This is a genomic window from Rhodococcoides kyotonense (genome assembly GCF_001645385.1).
Taxonomy (GTDB): Bacteria; Actinomycetota; Actinomycetes; order Mycobacteriales; family Mycobacteriaceae; genus Rhodococcoides; species Rhodococcoides kyotonensis_B.
The window spans coordinates 656,352-672,277 of record NZ_LVHI01000012.1 but is presented as its reverse complement, the minus strand read 5'-3'; the positions used below and the strand labels follow the sequence as shown (position 1 = coordinate 672,277).

The window sequence follows — 15,926 nt, the reverse complement described above, 5'->3', positions numbered from 1 at the left end:
TCGTTTCCGGATGGTGTCGGCGGTGGTGATCGATCGGGTGCTGATGCTGGTGGGGGCTCGGGGGCTGGTGGTGGTGTGCCGGTGATCGGGCCTGCGTTCTTGGCGTCGGNGTCGTGGGGGACGAGTCGATGGGGGCGGTTTCGGTGAATGCTGTTGGTGGGGGCGTTGATTGGTCGTCGGAGGTGCCGTCGGTGCCGGAGTGGTATGTGTCCGATGCGGAGGCGGAGGGGGTGTCGTTTCCGGATGGTGTCGGCGGTGGTGATCGATCGGGTGCTGATGCTGGTGGGGGCTCGGGGGCTGGTGGTGGTGTGCCGGTGATCGGGCCTGCGTTCTTGGCGTCGGTGGTGGCGTCGTTGGAGTCGGCTGCGGAGGTGTTGGGGCGGGTGCAGACGTTCGGGATGGGGGATGCGGATCGGCGGGCGTTGTTGGTGCGGGTGGAGGTGGTGCAGCGAATGTTGTTCTCCTACGGCCATACCTGGATCGCGGATCTGATCGGCGGGGGTGGGTTGGACGGGATGTGGGGGTCGACGCCGGAGGCGTTGGCGGTGTTGYTGSGGATTTCGCGTGATSMGGCGGGGCAGCGGGTGTTGTTGGCGAAGGAGTTCGGGGAGCGGACGTCGTTGACGGGGGAGCGGTTGGAGCCGTTGTCGGCGGATACCTCGCGGGCTGGTGAGGACGGGGTGATCGGGGAGGAGCATCAGCAGATCGTGCGGAAGTTCTTTCGCCGGTTGGGTGGNTTGTTGGCGAAGGAGTTCGGGGAGCGGACGTCGTTGACGGGGGAGCGGTTGGAGCCGTTGTCGGCGGATACCTCGCGGGCTGGTGAGGACGGGGTGATCGGGGAGGAGCATCAGCAGATCGTGCGGAAGTTCTTTCGCCGGTTGGGTGGGAAGGTCGATGTCGAAACTCGTGAGCGTGCGGAGGCGCAGTTGGCGCAGTTGGCGCGGGAGTTGGGTCCGGATCATTTCAAGGCGGCGGCGGGCCGGTTGTATGACGTGCTCGATCCGGATGGGGAGGACGAGAGTCCGGAGCGGGTGGCCGATCGGTGTTATGTGCGGTTGGAGGAGCAGGGTCCGGATGGGTTGTCGAAGGTGCGGATGGTTGTCGATGCGGAGTTTCGGGCGTATTTGGAGGCGGTGTTGGCCAAGTGGGCCAAGCCGGGGCAGTGCAACAGTGCCGATCTTTCGCCGGTGGTCGATGATCCCGACGTCCCCGGTGACCCTGACTCGACCGGTGACCTTGACGCGCCCGGTGACTCCGGTGCGGCCGATGACCCCGACGCCGACACCGAGACCGGCACGGGCGACGCGGAGGTCTTGGATGGCCCTAACGCCGAGCATGATTCGACCGGCTCGGGTGGTGACGACGGTTCGACTGGCTCGGACGGCGACGGTACCGATTCGGCCGGCACGGATGAAGGGTTGTTCGAGCCGGGGGTCGACGATTCCGATACCCCTGCTGCAGGCAATGCCTCTACCGACACGGCCGCGGCAGATAGGACTGCTGCAGACGGGGCCGCTACCGACAAGACTGCCCCAGACAAGGCGGCTGAAGAGCGGGCGGGTCGGGATCGGCGGGGTAGGGGTCGGCGTCAGCATGATGCGGTGAAGATGGTGTTTCGGCAGATGTTGGCGTCGGGGCAGATGGGTCGGCATCGGGGGTTGCCGGTGACGGCGGTGGTGTCGATGTCGTGGAAGGATCTCGAGGCTGGCACTGGTCATGCGGTGACGGCGACGGGGTCGTTGGTGAAGATGCGGGATGCCATTCGAATGGCCTCGCACGCGCATCACTATCTGGTGTTGTTCGATGAGCAGGAGCGGCCGTTGCAGTTGCGGCGGACCAAGCGGATTGCGTCGGAGGATCAGCGGATCGTGCTGATCGCAGCCGATCGGGGTTGTAGCTTTCCGGGCTGCACTCGTCCGGCGACGTGGTCGCAGGTCCATCACGTCAAGGAGTGGGCGGCCGGCGGTAATACCGATATCGAGGATTTGACGTTTGGCTGCGATCAGCATCATCGGTTGGTGGGGCCGGGGAACAACGATTGGGCGACAACGAAAGCCGGCGCAAACCATCCCTATCCGGGGCGTACGTTGTGGCATGCGCCGGCGTCGATCGATCCGAGCCGGAGGGGGCGGGTCAATCATTTTCATCACCCGAACGAATACATCTATCCCTGCCCTGAGGTTCCGCTACCGGACATGCCCGCGCCGGATAGCCCTGCGTCGGGTGTGCCTGTGTCCGAGGCGGACACGCGCGCGACCTGCCAGCCCGAGACCGTCCAGCCCGAGACCCTTCAGTCCGCTACCTGCCAGCCCGAGACCGTCCAGCCTGAGACCCTCCAGTCCGATCCCGTCCAGCCCGAGCTTTTCGATGACATTCGCGACGATCACGCCACCCGGTCCGATGCGGGAACACCCGTTGGGCAGCCGGCGACCGGGGTGTCGGGCGGTAGAGGATCTGCGGGCGGGCCGAATTCGGTTGGTGAGGAGGCCGATCCACCGGCCGCCTGATTCGGCGGCGGCTGGGGTGGTGGGCTGCAGGACGGCCCGCCCCAGCTGAGCCGGTCGACAACTACATCCGCGCCCAGCGGCACACACGAAGCCCGACGTGTGCCGCCTACAGTGCTGCCCGGAAACCCTGCCCCGAACTGCCGCACGTAAACCGTTGCAGCGCAACCGAACCATCGCGTAATTCCGTTGAGCCGGGCATCCTCATGACAGATGTCATGCTCCACCCGTGATGCTGTAACCAGAACTCGTGCGTGTGTGCACTGTCGAGAATGCGGCGTACCGACGACTCTGTACAGCGTGAACGAGCAACCTACGCCCGCGAAGCGCCTGAGTCCGTTCAGGCCGTGGCAGGTGCTGAACCGGTATCTGTACACGCTGGAGCGGCCGTCATCGGCTGGCGTGCCCATCCTGTACACCGTCGAGGTGGACTCGCTGTCCGAGGACGACACGGTCCAGCTGTACGAGAACGGATACCTCGCCACCACGAACGACCTGCCCGCCTCCATCGAGATCGACGGCGGCACCATCGAGGTGGCGGTCTCGCTGTACGGCGTCACGCGAGTCGATTTCGTGTCCGACGACGGTACCGGCCGCAGACTCGCACCTGTCCCCGGCACGCTGGAGTACCGTCGCCGACGCTTCGATCGTCGCCACCCGAGGCTCAGTCGCGCGATCGGCTGGGCAGCGATCGCCATTCTGGTCGTCAACCTCGTACTGGCCGCGTCGTTCGCGCTCGAGATCGCAACGAAGGTACCGATGGTCGCAGAACAGTTCGGCACATTCGTGTCGCCGATCCAATTACCCGCCTGGGCCAACACGACGCTGGTCGTCGCAGGCATTCTCGCAGCGACCGAACGTGTCCTGACGTTGCGTCACAACAAGATTCTGGATCTCGAAACGATCTGGGCCGCGTCCTGAGATCGACCCCATGCGCCTCGCGACCGACATGCGGCCATACCGAAACCCCAGAACCGAGAAGAGAAATGGAAGGAAGAATGATGAACGCACCCGAACTGATTTCCCTCGACGACTTCTTCGGACCCCCGGCACGGACCGGAGCGTCGATCTCGCCGGACGGCAACAGAATTGCCTTCCTGGCCCCATGGAAGAACCGCCTCAACGTGTGGGTTCAGGATGTCGACGGCAACGACGACGCAAGATGTGTGACGGCCGACGACGTTCGGAGCGTGCTCGACTACCACTGGACGGACAACCCGCGGTGGCTTCTGTACCTTCAGGATTCGGGTGGTGACGAAAACCATCACGTCTTTCGCGTCGACCTCGACGATCCCGACGCCGATGCCGTCGACCTGACGCCGTTTCCTGGATCGCGGGTCTACGCGCTGGAACGCTCGCGCGAGAAGGAGGGCGTCGTCACGCTGCTCATGAATGCCCGCGACCTGGCGGCGTTCGATCTGTACGAACTCGAGATCGCCACAGGTGAATTGACGATGATCGGCGAGAGCCCCGGGCCCGGCCAGTCCTGGACCCCCGGCGTCGGGGGCGATCTCCTGCTCTTCGAGATGACTGCGCAGGGCGGCATGAACATTGCGCGTCGAAAGAAGGGCTCGGACGTCGTCCAGCACGTGACGACGTTCGACGGAGCCGACTATCCGATGGGCGTCGGCGTCACCCACCCCACGGCCGACGGCACGGGATTGTGGATCGCGTCGACGACCGACAGCGATCTCACTCGGCTGAACCGCGTCGACCTGGACACGGGAGAGGAGACTGTCGTCGACAGTCATCCGACGCTGGAACTGGATGCTGCTCGCCGAGCCGTCGAACAGGTGGAGTCACCGCTGATCTTCGACAAGGCGGGTGAGTTGATCGGAGCCCGCTACCTCGGCGAACGGCAGGTGATACACACGTTCGACTCGGAGTTCGCCGAGGTCGTGAAGAATCTGAATGCGTTGTCCGACGGCGATATCGGCGCGATGTCCTCGGACGACAGTGGCCGAAAGTGGGTGGTGGCGTTCACGCACGACCGAGATCCCGGAGTGACCTACTACTACGACCACACGACGGGCGAGAGCCGAAAGTTGTTCCGTCCCTACCCGCATCTGAATCCCGACGACATGGCGCCGATGACCCCGGTGACGATTACCGCCCGTGACGGACTGGAACTGCCGTCGTACCTGACACTTCCGGTCGGCGTCGAACCTGTGGGTTTGCCGATGATTCTTCTGGTCCACGGCGGTCCGTGGTACCGCGACGCCTGGAGGTACGTGCCGATCGTGCAATTCCTGGCCAATCGCGGATATGCGGTGCTGCAGGTCAACTTTCGCGGATCGACCGGGTACGGGAAGGCGCATACCCAGGCCGCGATCGGTGAATTCGCCGGCAAGATGCACGACGATCTGATCGACGGCGTCGAATGGGCCATTACTCAGGGATACGCGGACAGGGATCGCGTCGCGATCATGGGCGGATCCTATGGCGGGTACGCGGCGCTCGTCGGTGCCGCATTCACGCCAGACGTCTTCGCTGCGTCCGTCGACTACGTGGGAATTTCGGACCTGGCCAATTTCATGCGGACTCAGCCGGCCTTCGCGCGTCCCGGCCTGGTCAACAACTGGTACCTGTACGTCGGCGACCCGGCGATTCCCGAGCAGGAAGCGGACATGCTCGCGCGTTCGCCCATCACCCGGCTCGACGACATCACCACGCCGCTGTTGATCGCCCAGGGCGCCAACGATGCCCGCGTCGTGAAGGCCGAGTCCGACAACGTCGTCGAACGGCTGCGGGCTCGGGGAGTCGACATCGACTACATCGTGTACGACGACGAGGGGCACGGCTTCGTCAACCCGGAGAACAGCATCGGCTTCTACCGTGCGGTGGAGAGGTTCTTCGCCGAGCATCTGGGTGGACGTCGAGTCTGATCGGAGCGAATGACGCCTTCGGTCACTCAGAGTGACCGAAGGCGCCCCTCGGTGTCGAAGGCGGAGCCGTCAGCTCAGCCGCACACCATCCCCGGCGCCGTCGAAGACGTGTGCGTGCGCCTCGTCGAACCGGATGTGCACGACCTCGCCCTTCTGCGGCGGGTCACGCCAGTCGGCGCGGGCGACGATGGTCTGCGGCGATCCGTTGATGTCCGCCCGCCCGAAGACGAAGGCCTCCGAACCGAGTTCCTCGACGACGTCGATCTCGAGCTTCAGTCCGGACTCGGAGATCTCGACGTGCTCCGGGCGAATACCGAAGACGACGTCGGCGCCCGTGGATCCGGCCAGCGCGGCGCGGGACACGGGAACGACCTGGTTGCCGATGCGGACTCCGCCGTCGGCGACAGGGACTCGGAACAGGTTCATCGACGGTGATCCCATGAAGCCGGCGACGAAGACGTTGGCCGGAGTCCGGTACAGCTCACGCGGTGACGCGCACTGCTGCAGGACCCCGCCCTTCAGCACTGCGACGCGGTCGCCCATCGTCATGGCTTCGACCTGATCGTGCGTGACGTAGACGGTCGTGGTGGCGAGTCTGCGTTGCAATTGTGCGATCTGCGTACGCGTCTGGACGCGCAGTTTGGCGTCGAGGTTCGACAACGGCTCGTCCATCAGGAATACCTGCGGCTGGCGAACGATGGCCCGTCCCATGGCAACTCGCTGACGCTGACCGCCGGACAGTGCCTTGGGCTTGCGGTCGAGGTACTGCTCGAGGTCGAGCAGCTTGGCGGCTTCGAGGACCCGCGTACGGATTTCCTCCTTGCTCGCCTTGGCGAGCTTGAGGGCGAAGCCCATGTTCTCGGCGACGCTCATGTGCGGGTACAGCGCGTAGTTCTGGAACACCATCGCGATGTCGCGTTCCTTGGGCTCGGCGTGCGTGACGTCGTTGCCGCCGATGAGGATTCGGCCGCTGTCGACCTCCTCGAGGCCCGCGAGCATGCGCAGAGACGTCGATTTGCCGCAACCCGATGGGCCGACGAGGACGAGGAATTCGCCGTCGGCGATCTCGAGGTCCAACGCGTCCACGGCGGGCGCGTCGGAACCTGGAAACAGCCTGGTGGCACGGTCGAAAGTAATCGAAGCCATGAGAAAGTAGATCCCTTCACCGGCAGGAACGTGCCGGACGATCCGAGTGACGGGTGTCGGTGAAGGAACCTACCGTAGAGCAGGGCTACCCGGAGATGTTCACCATCCAGTTGATGCCGAACTTGTCGGTGAGCATCCCGAAGGTGTCGCCCCACGGCGCCTTGTTCAGTCCCATCGTGTTCTGGGCGCCGACGGCGAGCTTGTCCCAGTAGCCGGTCAGTTCGGCTTCGTCCTCACCGCTGAGCGAGACCGAGACGTTGTTGCCGACGTCGAGAGGCATGCTAGCCGGGGTGTCCGCGCCCATCAGCGTCAGCCCGTTCGGTGTCTCGAGCTGGCTGTGCATGATCTGGTCCTTGTCGGCAGGGTCGTCGCTGGCGCCGAACTCGGCGAACGTGTTCATCGTCAGTTCGCCGCCGAAGACACCCTGGTAGAACTCCATTGCGGTGCGCGCGTCGCCTCGGAAGCCGAGGTACGGGTTGAGTCGAGTAGTCATCGTCATCTCCACAGTCGAGTCGGTTCGAAATATTCGCAGTTCTACGACATCTATCGAGACACGCAGCGAGACCGAAAATCATCGCCGACGGCGGACATCGCCGATCATCGACATGCTGGCCCCGCACGTCGATCGTAGGAAAGCGCGGCCCGTGTGACCGCCCGAAACGAAAAAAAGTTCTGGAACCATGTCGACAACGGTCCTTCGGCTCCGTCCCAGGGGTGGATGCAGCCACAGGGGCTGCCCGATACCGAAGGAGACAGTCATGGCGAAGTACCTGTTCCTGAAGCATTACCGCGGCGCCCCCGAGGCAGTGAACGACGTCCCGATGGACCAGTGGGCACCCGACGAGGTGGATGCGCACATGCAGTACATGGAAGATTTCGCGGACAAGCTTCGCGGAACCGGTGAGTTCGTCGCCAGCCATGCGCTGTCCTCCGAGGGCGCCTGGGTCCGCTACGACGGCGAGGGTAAGCCGCCTGTGACCGACGGGCCGTTCGCCGAGACGAAGGACCTGATCGCCGGGTTCATGATCATCGACGTCGACACCTACGACCGCGCCCTCGAACTCGCAGGCGAACTGTCTGCCGCGCCCGGCGCACACGGCAAGCCGATCCACGAGTGGCTCGAAGTTCGTCCGTTGATGGGTGTGCCCCCGACCGTCACCGAGTGACATGAACGAACAGCTGCTCCGGGAGCTCACTCCCGCAGTGATCGGTGTGCTCGTCCGTCGCGGACTCGATTTCGCGACGGCCGAGGACGCCGTTCAGGAGGCGCTGCTGCAGGCTTTCAAATCCTGGCCCGACAGAACGCCTGCAGATCCGAAGGGCTGGCTCGTCACCGTCGCGTGGCGCAAGTTTCTCGACGCTCACCGATCCGAGATGTCTCGACGCGAGCGCGAGCTACGCGTCGACGCCGAGCCGCCGCCGGGCCCGGCCGAGAGTCGCGACGACACACTGCATCTGTTCTTCCTGTGTGCGCACCCGTCGCTGAGCTCGGCGTCCGCGGTCGCGCTGACGTTGCGGGCCGTCGGTGGTCTGACGACCGAACAGATCGCGGCGGCCTACCTCGTCCCGAAGACGACGATGGCACAACGCATCAGCCGCGCGAAGAAGACCGTCTCGGACGTCCGATTCGACGAACCGGGCGATCCTGCGACCGTCCGCCGGGTGCTGTACCTGATCTTCAACGAGGGCTACAGCGGCGACGTCGACCTCGCGTCGGAAGCCATCCGCTTGACGAGGCAGTTGCACACCATGTCCGACGACGAGGAAACCGCCGGACTGCTGGCGTTGATGTTGCTGCATCATGCTCGGCGGCCGGCCCGGACGCGCAGCGACGGCACGTTGGTGCCCTTGGCCGAGCAAGACCGCAGCCTGTGGGACACGACGATGATCGCCGACGGCGTCGACATCCTGCAGAAGGCGTTGCGACGCGATCGACTCGGCGAGTTCCAGGCACAGGCCGCGATCGCCGCGCTGCATGCCGACGCGCCTCGCGCCGACGAGACCGACTGGGTCCAGATCGTGGAGTGGTACGACGAGCTGCAGGCGATCACCGACAGCCCCGTCGTCGGACTCAATCGCGCAGTCGCGGTCGGCGAGGCCGACGGTCCTGCGGCGGGTCTTGCAGCGCTCGCGCGGATCGATCCAGGTGTGCCGCGTTATGCCGCGGCGTCGGCGTACCTGCACGAGAAGGCGGGCGATCTCGAGACCGCTGCGACGCTGTTCGCCGAGGCGGCGGAGGCTGCGACCACCCTCGCCGAGCGGCGTCACCTGGCGACCCAGGCGGCGCGACTCGGTGGATCGCGGCGAAATCTACCCTCCTGATGTGTGCCTCGAAGCGTCGAAACCGCACAACAGGGGAGTAGATCTCGCGCGGACGGGTAGCCGTGACCCCATGAGCAAAGACGAGTTCCACAATGGCGACAAGGTCGAATGGAAAAGCCACGGCAGCACGGCCGAGGGTGAGGTCAAGGAGAAGATCACCTCGGAGAAGGAAGCCGCAGGCCGGACCGTCAAGGCGTCGAAGGACGAACCTCAATACCGCGTCGAGAGCGACAAGTCCGGCAAGGACGCCGTGCACAAGCCGTCGGCGCTGAAGAAGAAGTCCTGACCATGGCCGACGACCACGAGGACACCTGGAAGGACTTCAAGGACGCGGTCAACATGACCGCGGGCGAGCTCGAGAAGTTTCTGAAGACGGACGAGTCGAAAGACGTCGGGCAGAAGAAGGACGGTGGCGAATCCACCGGTCACGAAAGTGGCCGTCGCATCGTCGACATCCTGCATACGAAGAAAGCCGATCTGACGGACGACGACTACAAGCACATGCGGAAAGTCGTCGGGTACATCAATCGGCATTCCGCGCAGAGGCCCAAGGGCGATGTCAGCGACACACCGTGGCGGTACTCGCTGATGAACTGGGGCCACGACCCCCAGAAGAAGTAGCGCCTACTGCCGAGCCCACTCCGCCAGCGACTGCTCCGACGTCACGTGATCGAGTCCGATTGCGACGGCGCCATGCAAAGGCCCGTCGTCGCCGTGGAGGCCGTCGAGAACGGGCGGCGCTGCATTCTTACGAAAAGCCATGAGGCCCTGCCGGTATGCCGCGTCGAAGCTGTCCGACGCGGCTCCCCGCAGTGTCGGGGCGAGCCCGCCGAGCGTGACGACGTCGGGGTCGTGCAGATTGACCAGGCCCGCGATGCCACGCCCGATGGAGGTCGCGACGGCGTCGAATGCGCCGCGAATCCTGTTGTCGGACAGGTTGTTCCCCCCGGCGATGCCGCGTGCGTACGCGATCGGATCTACGGGCGCCTTTTCCCCGATGTGCCGCGCGAGGGCGCGGCCGTCGATCGTCAGGTCCCAGCAGCCCTGCGCGCCACAGGGACACACCTGGGAGGGGTCACCGAACGGGATGTGGCCGTACTCGCCTGCCGCGCCGTGCGCGCCCATCGCTGGAACGCCGTCGACGACCAACGCGCCTCCCAGTCCGACGCCGATCATCAGATGCAACGCGGTCCCGGCGCCGTGTGCCGCACCGGTTCTCGCCTCGGCCAAGCCCGCCAGCGTGGCGTCGTTCCCGATCAGCAACGGTATGTCGAGGTGGCGGGGGAGGGCGGCGGTCAGTGGGCTGAGATCCACGTCGGACCACCCGCGCGGCGTGAATTGAACGAGCCTGTCGTCGCTGACGGTGCCCGCAACCGACACCGACACCGCCCGAACCCGGCCCGGTTCACGGTCGTACGCGTCGCGAATTGCGGACGCGACCTCCGCGACGAGCTGTGCCGGATCGGGCGAGTCGAGGGGCGTCGGGGTGACGAATTTCGGCTGCCCGCCGATGTCGGCCAGCGCCAGACTCCAGTCTTTCGGACGTAGGTCGGCGGCGATGACGAGCGGCCCACGCGCGTGTGGCTGCAGCACCGTCGTCGGACGCCCACGCCCTTTGCTCGGAGCCGGAACCTCGTCGAGCAGTTCATGGGCACGAAGGCGGGCAACGAGATCGGTGGCCCCGCCGCTGCTGATGCCGAGCCTCTGCGCGGCGGTCGCTCGGGTGATGCCCGGTTCGGCGCGCACGAGTCCGACGAGTTGGGCGGCTCCGTGCCAGCGTGCGGCGGTGCTGTCCTGTGGTCGACTCATCGCCGTCATCATCGCACTTGATTAAACTCGGCGGCTGAGTATATTCAGAACGCATGACGACGACTCATGCCGCGGGCGGTGGTGCCCGAACAGTCCGGGCCACGCTCCCCGGCTTGATCTCGCTTGCCGTCGCGTCCTGCCTTGCGGTGACGACGGAGATGCTCCCGGTCGGGTTGTTGCCCGCCATCGGCTCCGGGTTCTCCGTCGACGAGTCGACGGCGGGTCTGCTCGTGAGCCTCTACGCCGGAATGGTCGCTCTGTTGGCCGTGCCGATGACCATCCTGACGCGGTCGTTGCCGCGAAAGCCGTTGCTGCTGGCCACGATTGCGGGGTACGTCGTCAGCAATGCCGTGGTGGCGGCGGCGCCGACCTTCGCAGTCGTCGTCGGTGGACGCGCGATCGGCGGCGCCGCACACGCCCTGTTCTTCTCGCTGTGCATCGGCTATGCACCTCGGCTGGTCGACCGCGGCCAGGTCGGCAAGGCGTTGGCGATCGCGACGGGCGGCGCGTCGGTCGGATTCGTGCTCGGCGTCCCGGTGTCGACGTCACTGGGCACGGCCATGGGGTGGCGAGCGGCGTTCGTGGTTCTTGCGGTGGCGTCGGCGATCACGCTCGTGTTGGTTGCCCGCTTCCTTCCGCCGGTCACGTCGGAGACTCCCGAGCGGCCCGACGGTGTCGGTGCGGGTCGGCGCCAATTGACGGCCGTCGTGTCGTCGAACGCCGTCACCTACGTCGGACAGTACATTCTGTACACCTATATCAGCCTGCTGTTCCTCGCTGCGGGAGTGAGCAATTCGGCCATCGGACCCCTGTTGCTCGTCTGCGGAGCGTGCGGCCTGGCCGGACTGTGGTTCGCCGGCCAGATGCTGGATCGCAATCCGCGTCGGACCACCGTCGTGATCCTGTCCATCGTGTCGATCGGCGTGCTCGCCGTGGGGTGGGCCCATCCGTCGGCGATCGCCGTCGTGATCGCGGCAGCGATGTGGAACGGTGCGTTCGGCGGTGTGCCGTCGATCTACCAGTCGTCCGCGGTGCGCACACACGCGACGTCACCGGAACTGGCCGGTGCGTGGGTGAACGCGTCGTCGAACATCGGGATCGCGGCCGGCGCGGCGATCGGGGCGGCGTTGCTTCCCGCTCTGGGGGTGTCGAACCTGGCATGGGTCGCTGCCGGGGTTCTCGCGTGCGGCTTGATCATCGCCGTCGTCTCCCGGCGCGCGTTTCCTGACCGGGTCTAGTCGGTCAGATACCGCGTGACGTCGGGTCGACCCACCGGACGACGTCCTCGTGCGTCAACGGATGTTGACCGAGGCGTCGGCTCAGACCAGCCAGTCGTCCGGCGCGAAGAGTTCGGTGTGCACGCGCTCCCCGGGGATCCCGCGCAGTGTCAGCTGGTCTCGAGCCGACCGGGTGAACCCGACGTTGCCGCACAGGTAGAACTCGGCGTCGTCGGGGAACGCGGTCTCACTCAGATCCATCAGGCCGCGCTGCTCGTACCAGACATCGAGCGACGCCGACGGCAGTTCCGAGATCAGCTGTGCGTGCCGCTCACGCAAAGGGTGTGTCTGCTCCGAACGATCGGCGTGCAGCGACAACACCTCACAGGTCTTCGCTTCGGCGGCAAGGAATTCGAGAATGCCGATCATCGGTGTGATGCCGATGCCCGCCGACACGAGCACCACAGGACGCGATCCGAGTGTTCCCGAGGCCAGGTCGCCGAACGGCAACGTGACGTCGATCGTGTCGCCGACGCGCAGGTGGTCGCGAATCCAGGTGGACACCTCGCCCGCGGGCGTGCCCTCGTTGTCGACAGGCTTGACCGTGAACGTCCACACACCGGTGGCGGGTGCACCGACGAGGCTGTACTGACGCAGCTGCCGTGCGCCGTCGGGAAGCGTCACGCCGACCGAAACATACTGTGCCGCAGTGAAATCAGGCAGCGAAACCGCCGGGTCTTCGACGGAGATCGACACGGCACCGGACGGGTCGTCGACGCGTTCGGTGACGGTGACGCGTCGGAACACGTCCCCGGCCTCGACGCCGGCGATCTCGTACAGGCGTCGTTCCAGGTCGATCAGCGTATCCGCCATCATCCAGTAGACCCGGTCCCATGCGGCCGCCACGTCGGCCGAAACGACGTCGGCGCCGAGGATTTCGACGATCGCTGCAAAGAGGTTCTCGTGTACGACGCTGTACTGGTCGGCCGTGATTCCGAGCGACGCGTGCTTGTGCCCGATGCGCGAGAGCAACTCGACGGGGTGCGGCAGATCGGGGTCGACGAGGTGTGTCGCGAAAGTCGCGACTGCGCCTGCGAGAGCGCGCTGTTGGGCGCCGCGAGCCTGATTCCCGCGGTTGAACAGGTTCTGCTTCAGCGACGGGTGGGCCTCGAACAAGCGGCGGTAGAACTCCGTCGTGATCGCGTCGATGTTGGCGCCGACGAGCGGAAGCGTCGCGCGGATGACGGCCGCGTGATGCTCGTCGAGTTCGTCCGGCGCCGAGGGCGTCACCGGGGTGTGGGCATGGGTCGTCTCGGTCATGGCTACGGGGCCTTTCGGGCTCAGCGTCCGGCGGTGCCGGGCAGGAGGGGAAGTGAAGAAATCAGAGGGAGGACGGCGTTGTCGGTCAGATCGCCGATCGTGTGACCGTCGAGTTCGCGGTAGAACGCTTCCTTCGCGTCCGCGAGTGCACGACGCAGTCTGCACGCAGGAAGCAGTGGGCACGGGCGCGTGCCGACGCAGTCGACGACGTCCGCGTCACCCTCGAGTCGGCGGACGACCTGTCCCACCGTCGCGGTTCGTCCCTGGGCAGTGAGGGACAGTCCGCCGCCGCGTCCGCGTTGCGACTCGACGAGACCCAGTTCGGCCAACTGGGTGACGGCTTTGGCGACGTGATGCTCGGACGCGTGAACATTCGTGGCGATGGATCGTGTGGTGACCCGGCGCCCGTCGTCGGACGCGGCTGCGAGCAGCATCAACGCTCGCAGTCCGAGGTCCGTGAAGCGCGTCAGCTGCATACGACAGACGGTAGTAATTGCGCATCGCGGATGCGACTTTTTCGGGTGTGTACTGCAACACCGCGAACAGTGCGGTTTTTGTACCTGCACGAATGGTGAAAACTCGCTGAATTCCCGGGTCGAGTCAACAGGCGTTGACCGGGATGCGGACCCGGTTCAGCGTCGAAGTCGACAACCGTTGACCCAAGCCCAGGAGGCCGTCATGGACACCGTGGATGTCGTGGTCGTCGGAGCCGGACCCGCCGGATGCACCATGGCAGGCGAGCTGGCGTCGGCAGGAAAGTCCGTCGTCGTGCTGGAGAAACATGACGCGGTGTCACCACTCAGCCGAGCGTTCGGCGTGCACGCACGCACGCTCGAAATGCTCGACACTCGCGCGCGGCGCCGCGACGACGGACCGGCGATGCTCGTCCGTCCCGACGGCTACGTGGCGTGGGCCGGTGACAGTGCGTCGGGTGACTGGCAACCGGTGCTCAGGCGCTGGACCGGTCAGTCGTCGTTTTCCTCGGCGATCTCGGGTGCGAGTTCGCGCGTGGCCATGCCGCCGTCTTTGCCTTGGTCCGTCGGACCCGGTCGGCCGCCCTTGGGTTCGTCCTCGGTGTGATCGGGGTTCTCGTTCGCGGTCATGTCTGGCGAGATAACCCCTCGCGGGAACTTCCAATCATCGGTAGGCGGAGCGCCCTCGCGCGACGTCGATCTTGTAGTAGCGGATCTTGCGGTACAGCGTCGCCCGGCTCATCCCGAGTTCTGCCGCTGCCTGCTGCATCGTGAGCTTTCCGGACAGCACGCGCACGATCTCGCCGTGCTCGAATGCCTCGATCGACGACATCCGTCGAGCAGGCCCGGCGAGCACCTCGGTGGGAAGAACGGGAGTGTCGACGATGTCCGAGCGATTGATCGCGCGGGCGATCACGCGTGACAGCTCGGCGGCATCGTGTGGCCAGTCGTAGTTGCGCAGAGCGCGTTCCGCGGCGGGCGAGAACGCCACCTCGCGACCGCGGAACGTCGCGGCGAAGTGACGCGCGAGCGGCATGACGTCCTCGGGGCGATTGCGCAACGGCGGCACCGCTGCGACCGACGTGACCACGTCGGCCAACGCGGTGGGAACATCCTGGTACGTCTCGGCCGTCAGTGCGACGGGCATCGCCGCGCCCTGGGCGGTGAACAACAGATTTCTGAGTTGACCCGCGGCGTAGGCGGGCAGCGTGTCGACGTCACGCAACACGACGACGGTGTCGGACCGTCCCGCCTCGAACGACCACAGATCGAGCCACGCCTGCAGGTCTGCGAGGTCGGGAGCCGCAGCCGAGAGAATGCGGTGACGCGGGAACACGCGTCGCGCAGCCTGGGCCAGCAGCGTCGCGCGACCGGAACTCGGCGGACCGACTGCCGCGACGACGGAGCCCGCCGACATCGCGGTACACGCGGTGGTCGACGCCTCGGACCAGGCTGGGCCGAGTTCGAGACCGTCGGCCGACGACGGGTGCTCGATGCGAAAGAGGTTGCGACGCGACGGCGGCCGCGCGCGACGTTCGGAGCCGCGCGCCAGCATCGAGCCGGCGATCGTGCTCGCAGCCGAGCGCGCCAACGTCAGCAGTAGGTTGCTCGACGTCCTCGACCACGTCGTGAGGTTGACCGCCCCTTCGAGCTTGCCGGTGGCCGGGTCGACGACGGGAGCCGCCGCGCACGTGAATCCGGTGAGGCTGTGGGAGTAGTGCTGGTCGGCACGCACCATCGTCGGAGCGATGTCGGCGAGCGCGAGACCGAGGCCGTTGGTGCCCACCTCCCGCTCGGAGTATCCGAACCCGGGTGCGAGATGAACTGCGTCCAGCGCACGGAGAAGGCTGTGGTCGCCGCTGACCCGGCTCAGTACGACGCCGTCGGAGTCGGTCAGCATCATGCCGACCGGCTCGGACTCCATCGTGCGCTGCAGATCGGCGAGCACCTCGTTGCCGCATTCGTGGAACAGCGACTCCGCTGGTTCGGTGCCGGCGAACATCGGCTCGACGGCGTCGGCGGAGACGCCGTAGCGCTCGCTTCTGAGCCAGGACGCGCGCAGCCGCTGCGGGACGAGGGCGTCGTCCCGATTCGCGAGCGGGCCGGATGCGGCCGGTCGGTCTGGTCGAAGGTCTGACAAGCGGCTTCCTCGCGCGTCGACGGCATATGTGTGATTCAGGTTACAGCCAGAAGCCGAGATGTCCGCGTCTCACATTGAGACATCCGAGCCCTGCCCGACGTCTTCGCGTC

14 protein-coding genes and 1 pseudogene are annotated in these 15,926 nt (G+C 65.9%); 9 read left to right on the top strand and 6 right to left on the bottom strand.

Annotated elements, in window-relative coordinates; all coding sequences use genetic code 11:
* The first annotated feature begins 128 nt into the window (after positions 1 to 128).
* The 3 genes from A3K89_RS25410 (at position 129) to A3K89_RS11180 (ending at position 5,389) form a co-directional block, all read left to right on the top strand.
* Positions 129 to 2,507: a DUF222 domain-containing protein gene (locus A3K89_RS25410; RefSeq protein ID WP_442978238.1), complete on the top strand. Its 2,379-nt coding sequence runs from the start codon at positions 129 to 131 to the stop codon at positions 2,505 to 2,507.
* 297 nt (positions 2,508 to 2,804) lie between these two features.
* Complete coding sequence (locus tag A3K89_RS11185; protein WP_084423706.1) at positions 2,805 to 3,425, top strand: hypothetical protein; 621 nt, start codon at positions 2,805 to 2,807, stop codon at positions 3,423 to 3,425.
* An 80-nt stretch (positions 3,426 to 3,505) separates the two neighbouring features.
* Positions 3,506 to 5,389 carry a S9 family peptidase gene (locus tag A3K89_RS11180; RefSeq protein WP_068426162.1) on the top strand — a complete coding sequence of 628 codons (1,884 nt, stop codon included), beginning with the start codon at positions 3,506 to 3,508 and terminating at the stop codon, positions 5,387 to 5,389.
* A 69-nt stretch (positions 5,390 to 5,458) separates the two neighbouring features.
* On the opposite strand, the gene A3K89_RS11175 is transcribed toward A3K89_RS11180, so the two are convergent.
* On the bottom strand, positions 5,459 to 6,535 hold the full coding sequence (locus A3K89_RS11175; RefSeq protein ID WP_068425226.1) for an ABC transporter ATP-binding protein: 1,077 nt from the start codon (positions 6,533 to 6,535) through the stop codon (positions 5,459 to 5,461).
* A gap of 85 nt (positions 6,536 to 6,620) precedes the next feature.
* The gene (locus A3K89_RS11170) at positions 6,621 to 7,028 is read right to left on the bottom strand and encodes a VOC family protein (RefSeq protein WP_068426161.1); all 408 of its coding nucleotides are present in this window, start codon (positions 7,026 to 7,028) and stop codon (positions 6,621 to 6,623) included.
* Between the two features lie 265 nt (positions 7,029 to 7,293).
* Between A3K89_RS11170 and A3K89_RS11165 the strand changes: the two genes are divergently transcribed.
* The 4 genes from A3K89_RS11165 (at position 7,294) to A3K89_RS11150 (ending at position 9,478) form a co-directional block, all read left to right on the top strand.
* On the top strand, positions 7,294 to 7,701 hold the full coding sequence (locus A3K89_RS11165; RefSeq protein ID WP_068425223.1) for a YciI family protein: 408 nt from the start codon (positions 7,294 to 7,296) through the stop codon (positions 7,699 to 7,701).
* A 1-nt stretch (position 7,702) separates the two neighbouring features.
* Entirely contained in the window at positions 7,703 to 8,857 is a 1,155-nt protein-coding gene (locus A3K89_RS11160; protein ID WP_068425221.1) for an RNA polymerase sigma factor, read from the top strand.
* A 70-nt stretch (positions 8,858 to 8,927) separates the two neighbouring features.
* Positions 8,928 to 9,143, top strand: coding sequence for a DUF2945 domain-containing protein (locus tag A3K89_RS11155; protein ID WP_068425219.1), 216 nt, complete (start codon positions 8,928 to 8,930; stop codon positions 9,141 to 9,143).
* Positions 9,144 to 9,145: 2 nt separating this feature from the next.
* Positions 9,146 to 9,478, top strand: a complete 333-nt coding sequence (locus tag A3K89_RS11150) for a DUF3140 domain-containing protein (RefSeq protein WP_068425210.1) — start codon at positions 9,146 to 9,148, stop codon at positions 9,476 to 9,478.
* 3 nt (positions 9,479 to 9,481) lie between these two features.
* Here the strand turns inward: A3K89_RS11150 and A3K89_RS11145 are convergent, their stop codons facing one another.
* Positions 9,482 to 10,666, bottom strand: coding sequence for an ROK family transcriptional regulator (locus A3K89_RS11145; RefSeq protein ID WP_068426160.1), 1,185 nt, complete (start codon positions 10,664 to 10,666; stop codon positions 9,482 to 9,484).
* Between the two features lie 53 nt (positions 10,667 to 10,719).
* Between A3K89_RS11145 and A3K89_RS11140 the strand changes: the two genes are divergently transcribed.
* Positions 10,720 to 11,904, top strand: coding sequence for an MFS transporter (locus tag A3K89_RS11140; protein WP_068425208.1), 1,185 nt, complete (start codon positions 10,720 to 10,722; stop codon positions 11,902 to 11,904).
* A gap of 81 nt (positions 11,905 to 11,985) precedes the next feature.
* Here the strand turns inward: A3K89_RS11140 and A3K89_RS11135 are convergent, their stop codons facing one another.
* Together A3K89_RS11135 and A3K89_RS11130 are read right to left on the bottom strand one after the other, a co-directional pair.
* The gene (locus tag A3K89_RS11135) at positions 11,986 to 13,203 is read right to left on the bottom strand and encodes a globin domain-containing protein (protein ID WP_068425205.1); all 1,218 of its coding nucleotides are present in this window, start codon (positions 13,201 to 13,203) and stop codon (positions 11,986 to 11,988) included.
* A gap of 20 nt (positions 13,204 to 13,223) precedes the next feature.
* Positions 13,224 to 13,679, bottom strand: a complete 456-nt coding sequence (locus tag A3K89_RS11130) for an RrF2 family transcriptional regulator (protein ID WP_068425202.1) — start codon at positions 13,677 to 13,679, stop codon at positions 13,224 to 13,226.
* On the opposite strand from A3K89_RS11130, the pseudogene A3K89_RS26715 reads away from it, so the two are divergent.
* Positions 13,585 to 14,112, top strand: a pseudogene (locus A3K89_RS26715) (FAD-dependent oxidoreductase); the annotation flags it as partial. The gene A3K89_RS11130 and the pseudogene A3K89_RS26715 sit on opposite strands and share 95 nt — an antisense overlap.
* 228 nt (positions 14,113 to 14,340) lie before the next feature.
* Here A3K89_RS26715 and A3K89_RS11120 read toward each other — a convergent pair.
* On the bottom strand, positions 14,341 to 15,816 hold the full coding sequence (locus tag A3K89_RS11120) for a GAF domain-containing protein (protein WP_240930927.1): 1,476 nt from the start codon (positions 15,814 to 15,816) through the stop codon (positions 14,341 to 14,343).
* Positions 15,817 to 15,926 lie beyond the last annotated feature (110 nt).

Bases quoted from the DNA above. Each gene is read 5' to 3' on its own strand.
- A3K89_RS11180 (WP_068426162.1), top strand. From the start codon at position 3,506: ATGAACGCACCCGAACTGATTTCCCTCGACGACTTCTTCGGACCCCCG.
- A3K89_RS11175 (WP_068425226.1), bottom strand. From the start codon at position 6,535: ATGGCTTCGATTACTTTCGACCGTGCCACCAGGCTGTTTCCAGGTTCC.
- A3K89_RS11170 (WP_068426161.1), bottom strand. From the start codon at position 7,028: ATGACTACTCGACTCAACCCGTACCTCGGCTTCCGAGGCGACGCGCGC.
- A3K89_RS11165 (WP_068425223.1), top strand. From the start codon at position 7,294: ATGGCGAAGTACCTGTTCCTGAAGCATTACCGCGGCGCCCCCGAGGCA.
- A3K89_RS11160 (WP_068425221.1), top strand. From the start codon at position 7,703: ATGAACGAACAGCTGCTCCGGGAGCTCACTCCCGCAGTGATCGGTGTG.
- A3K89_RS11155 (WP_068425219.1), top strand. From the start codon at position 8,928: ATGAGCAAAGACGAGTTCCACAATGGCGACAAGGTCGAATGGAAAAGC.
- A3K89_RS11150 (WP_068425210.1), top strand. From the start codon at position 9,146: ATGGCCGACGACCACGAGGACACCTGGAAGGACTTCAAGGACGCGGTC.
- A3K89_RS11145 (WP_068426160.1), bottom strand. From the start codon at position 10,666: ATGAGTCGACCACAGGACAGCACCGCCGCACGCTGGCACGGAGCCGCC.
- A3K89_RS11140 (WP_068425208.1), top strand. From the start codon at position 10,720: ATGACGACGACTCATGCCGCGGGCGGTGGTGCCCGAACAGTCCGGGCC.
- A3K89_RS11135 (WP_068425205.1), bottom strand. From the start codon at position 13,203: ATGACCGAGACGACCCATGCCCACACCCCGGTGACGCCCTCGGCGCCG.
- A3K89_RS11130 (WP_068425202.1), bottom strand. From the start codon at position 13,679: ATGCAGCTGACGCGCTTCACGGACCTCGGACTGCGAGCGTTGATGCTG.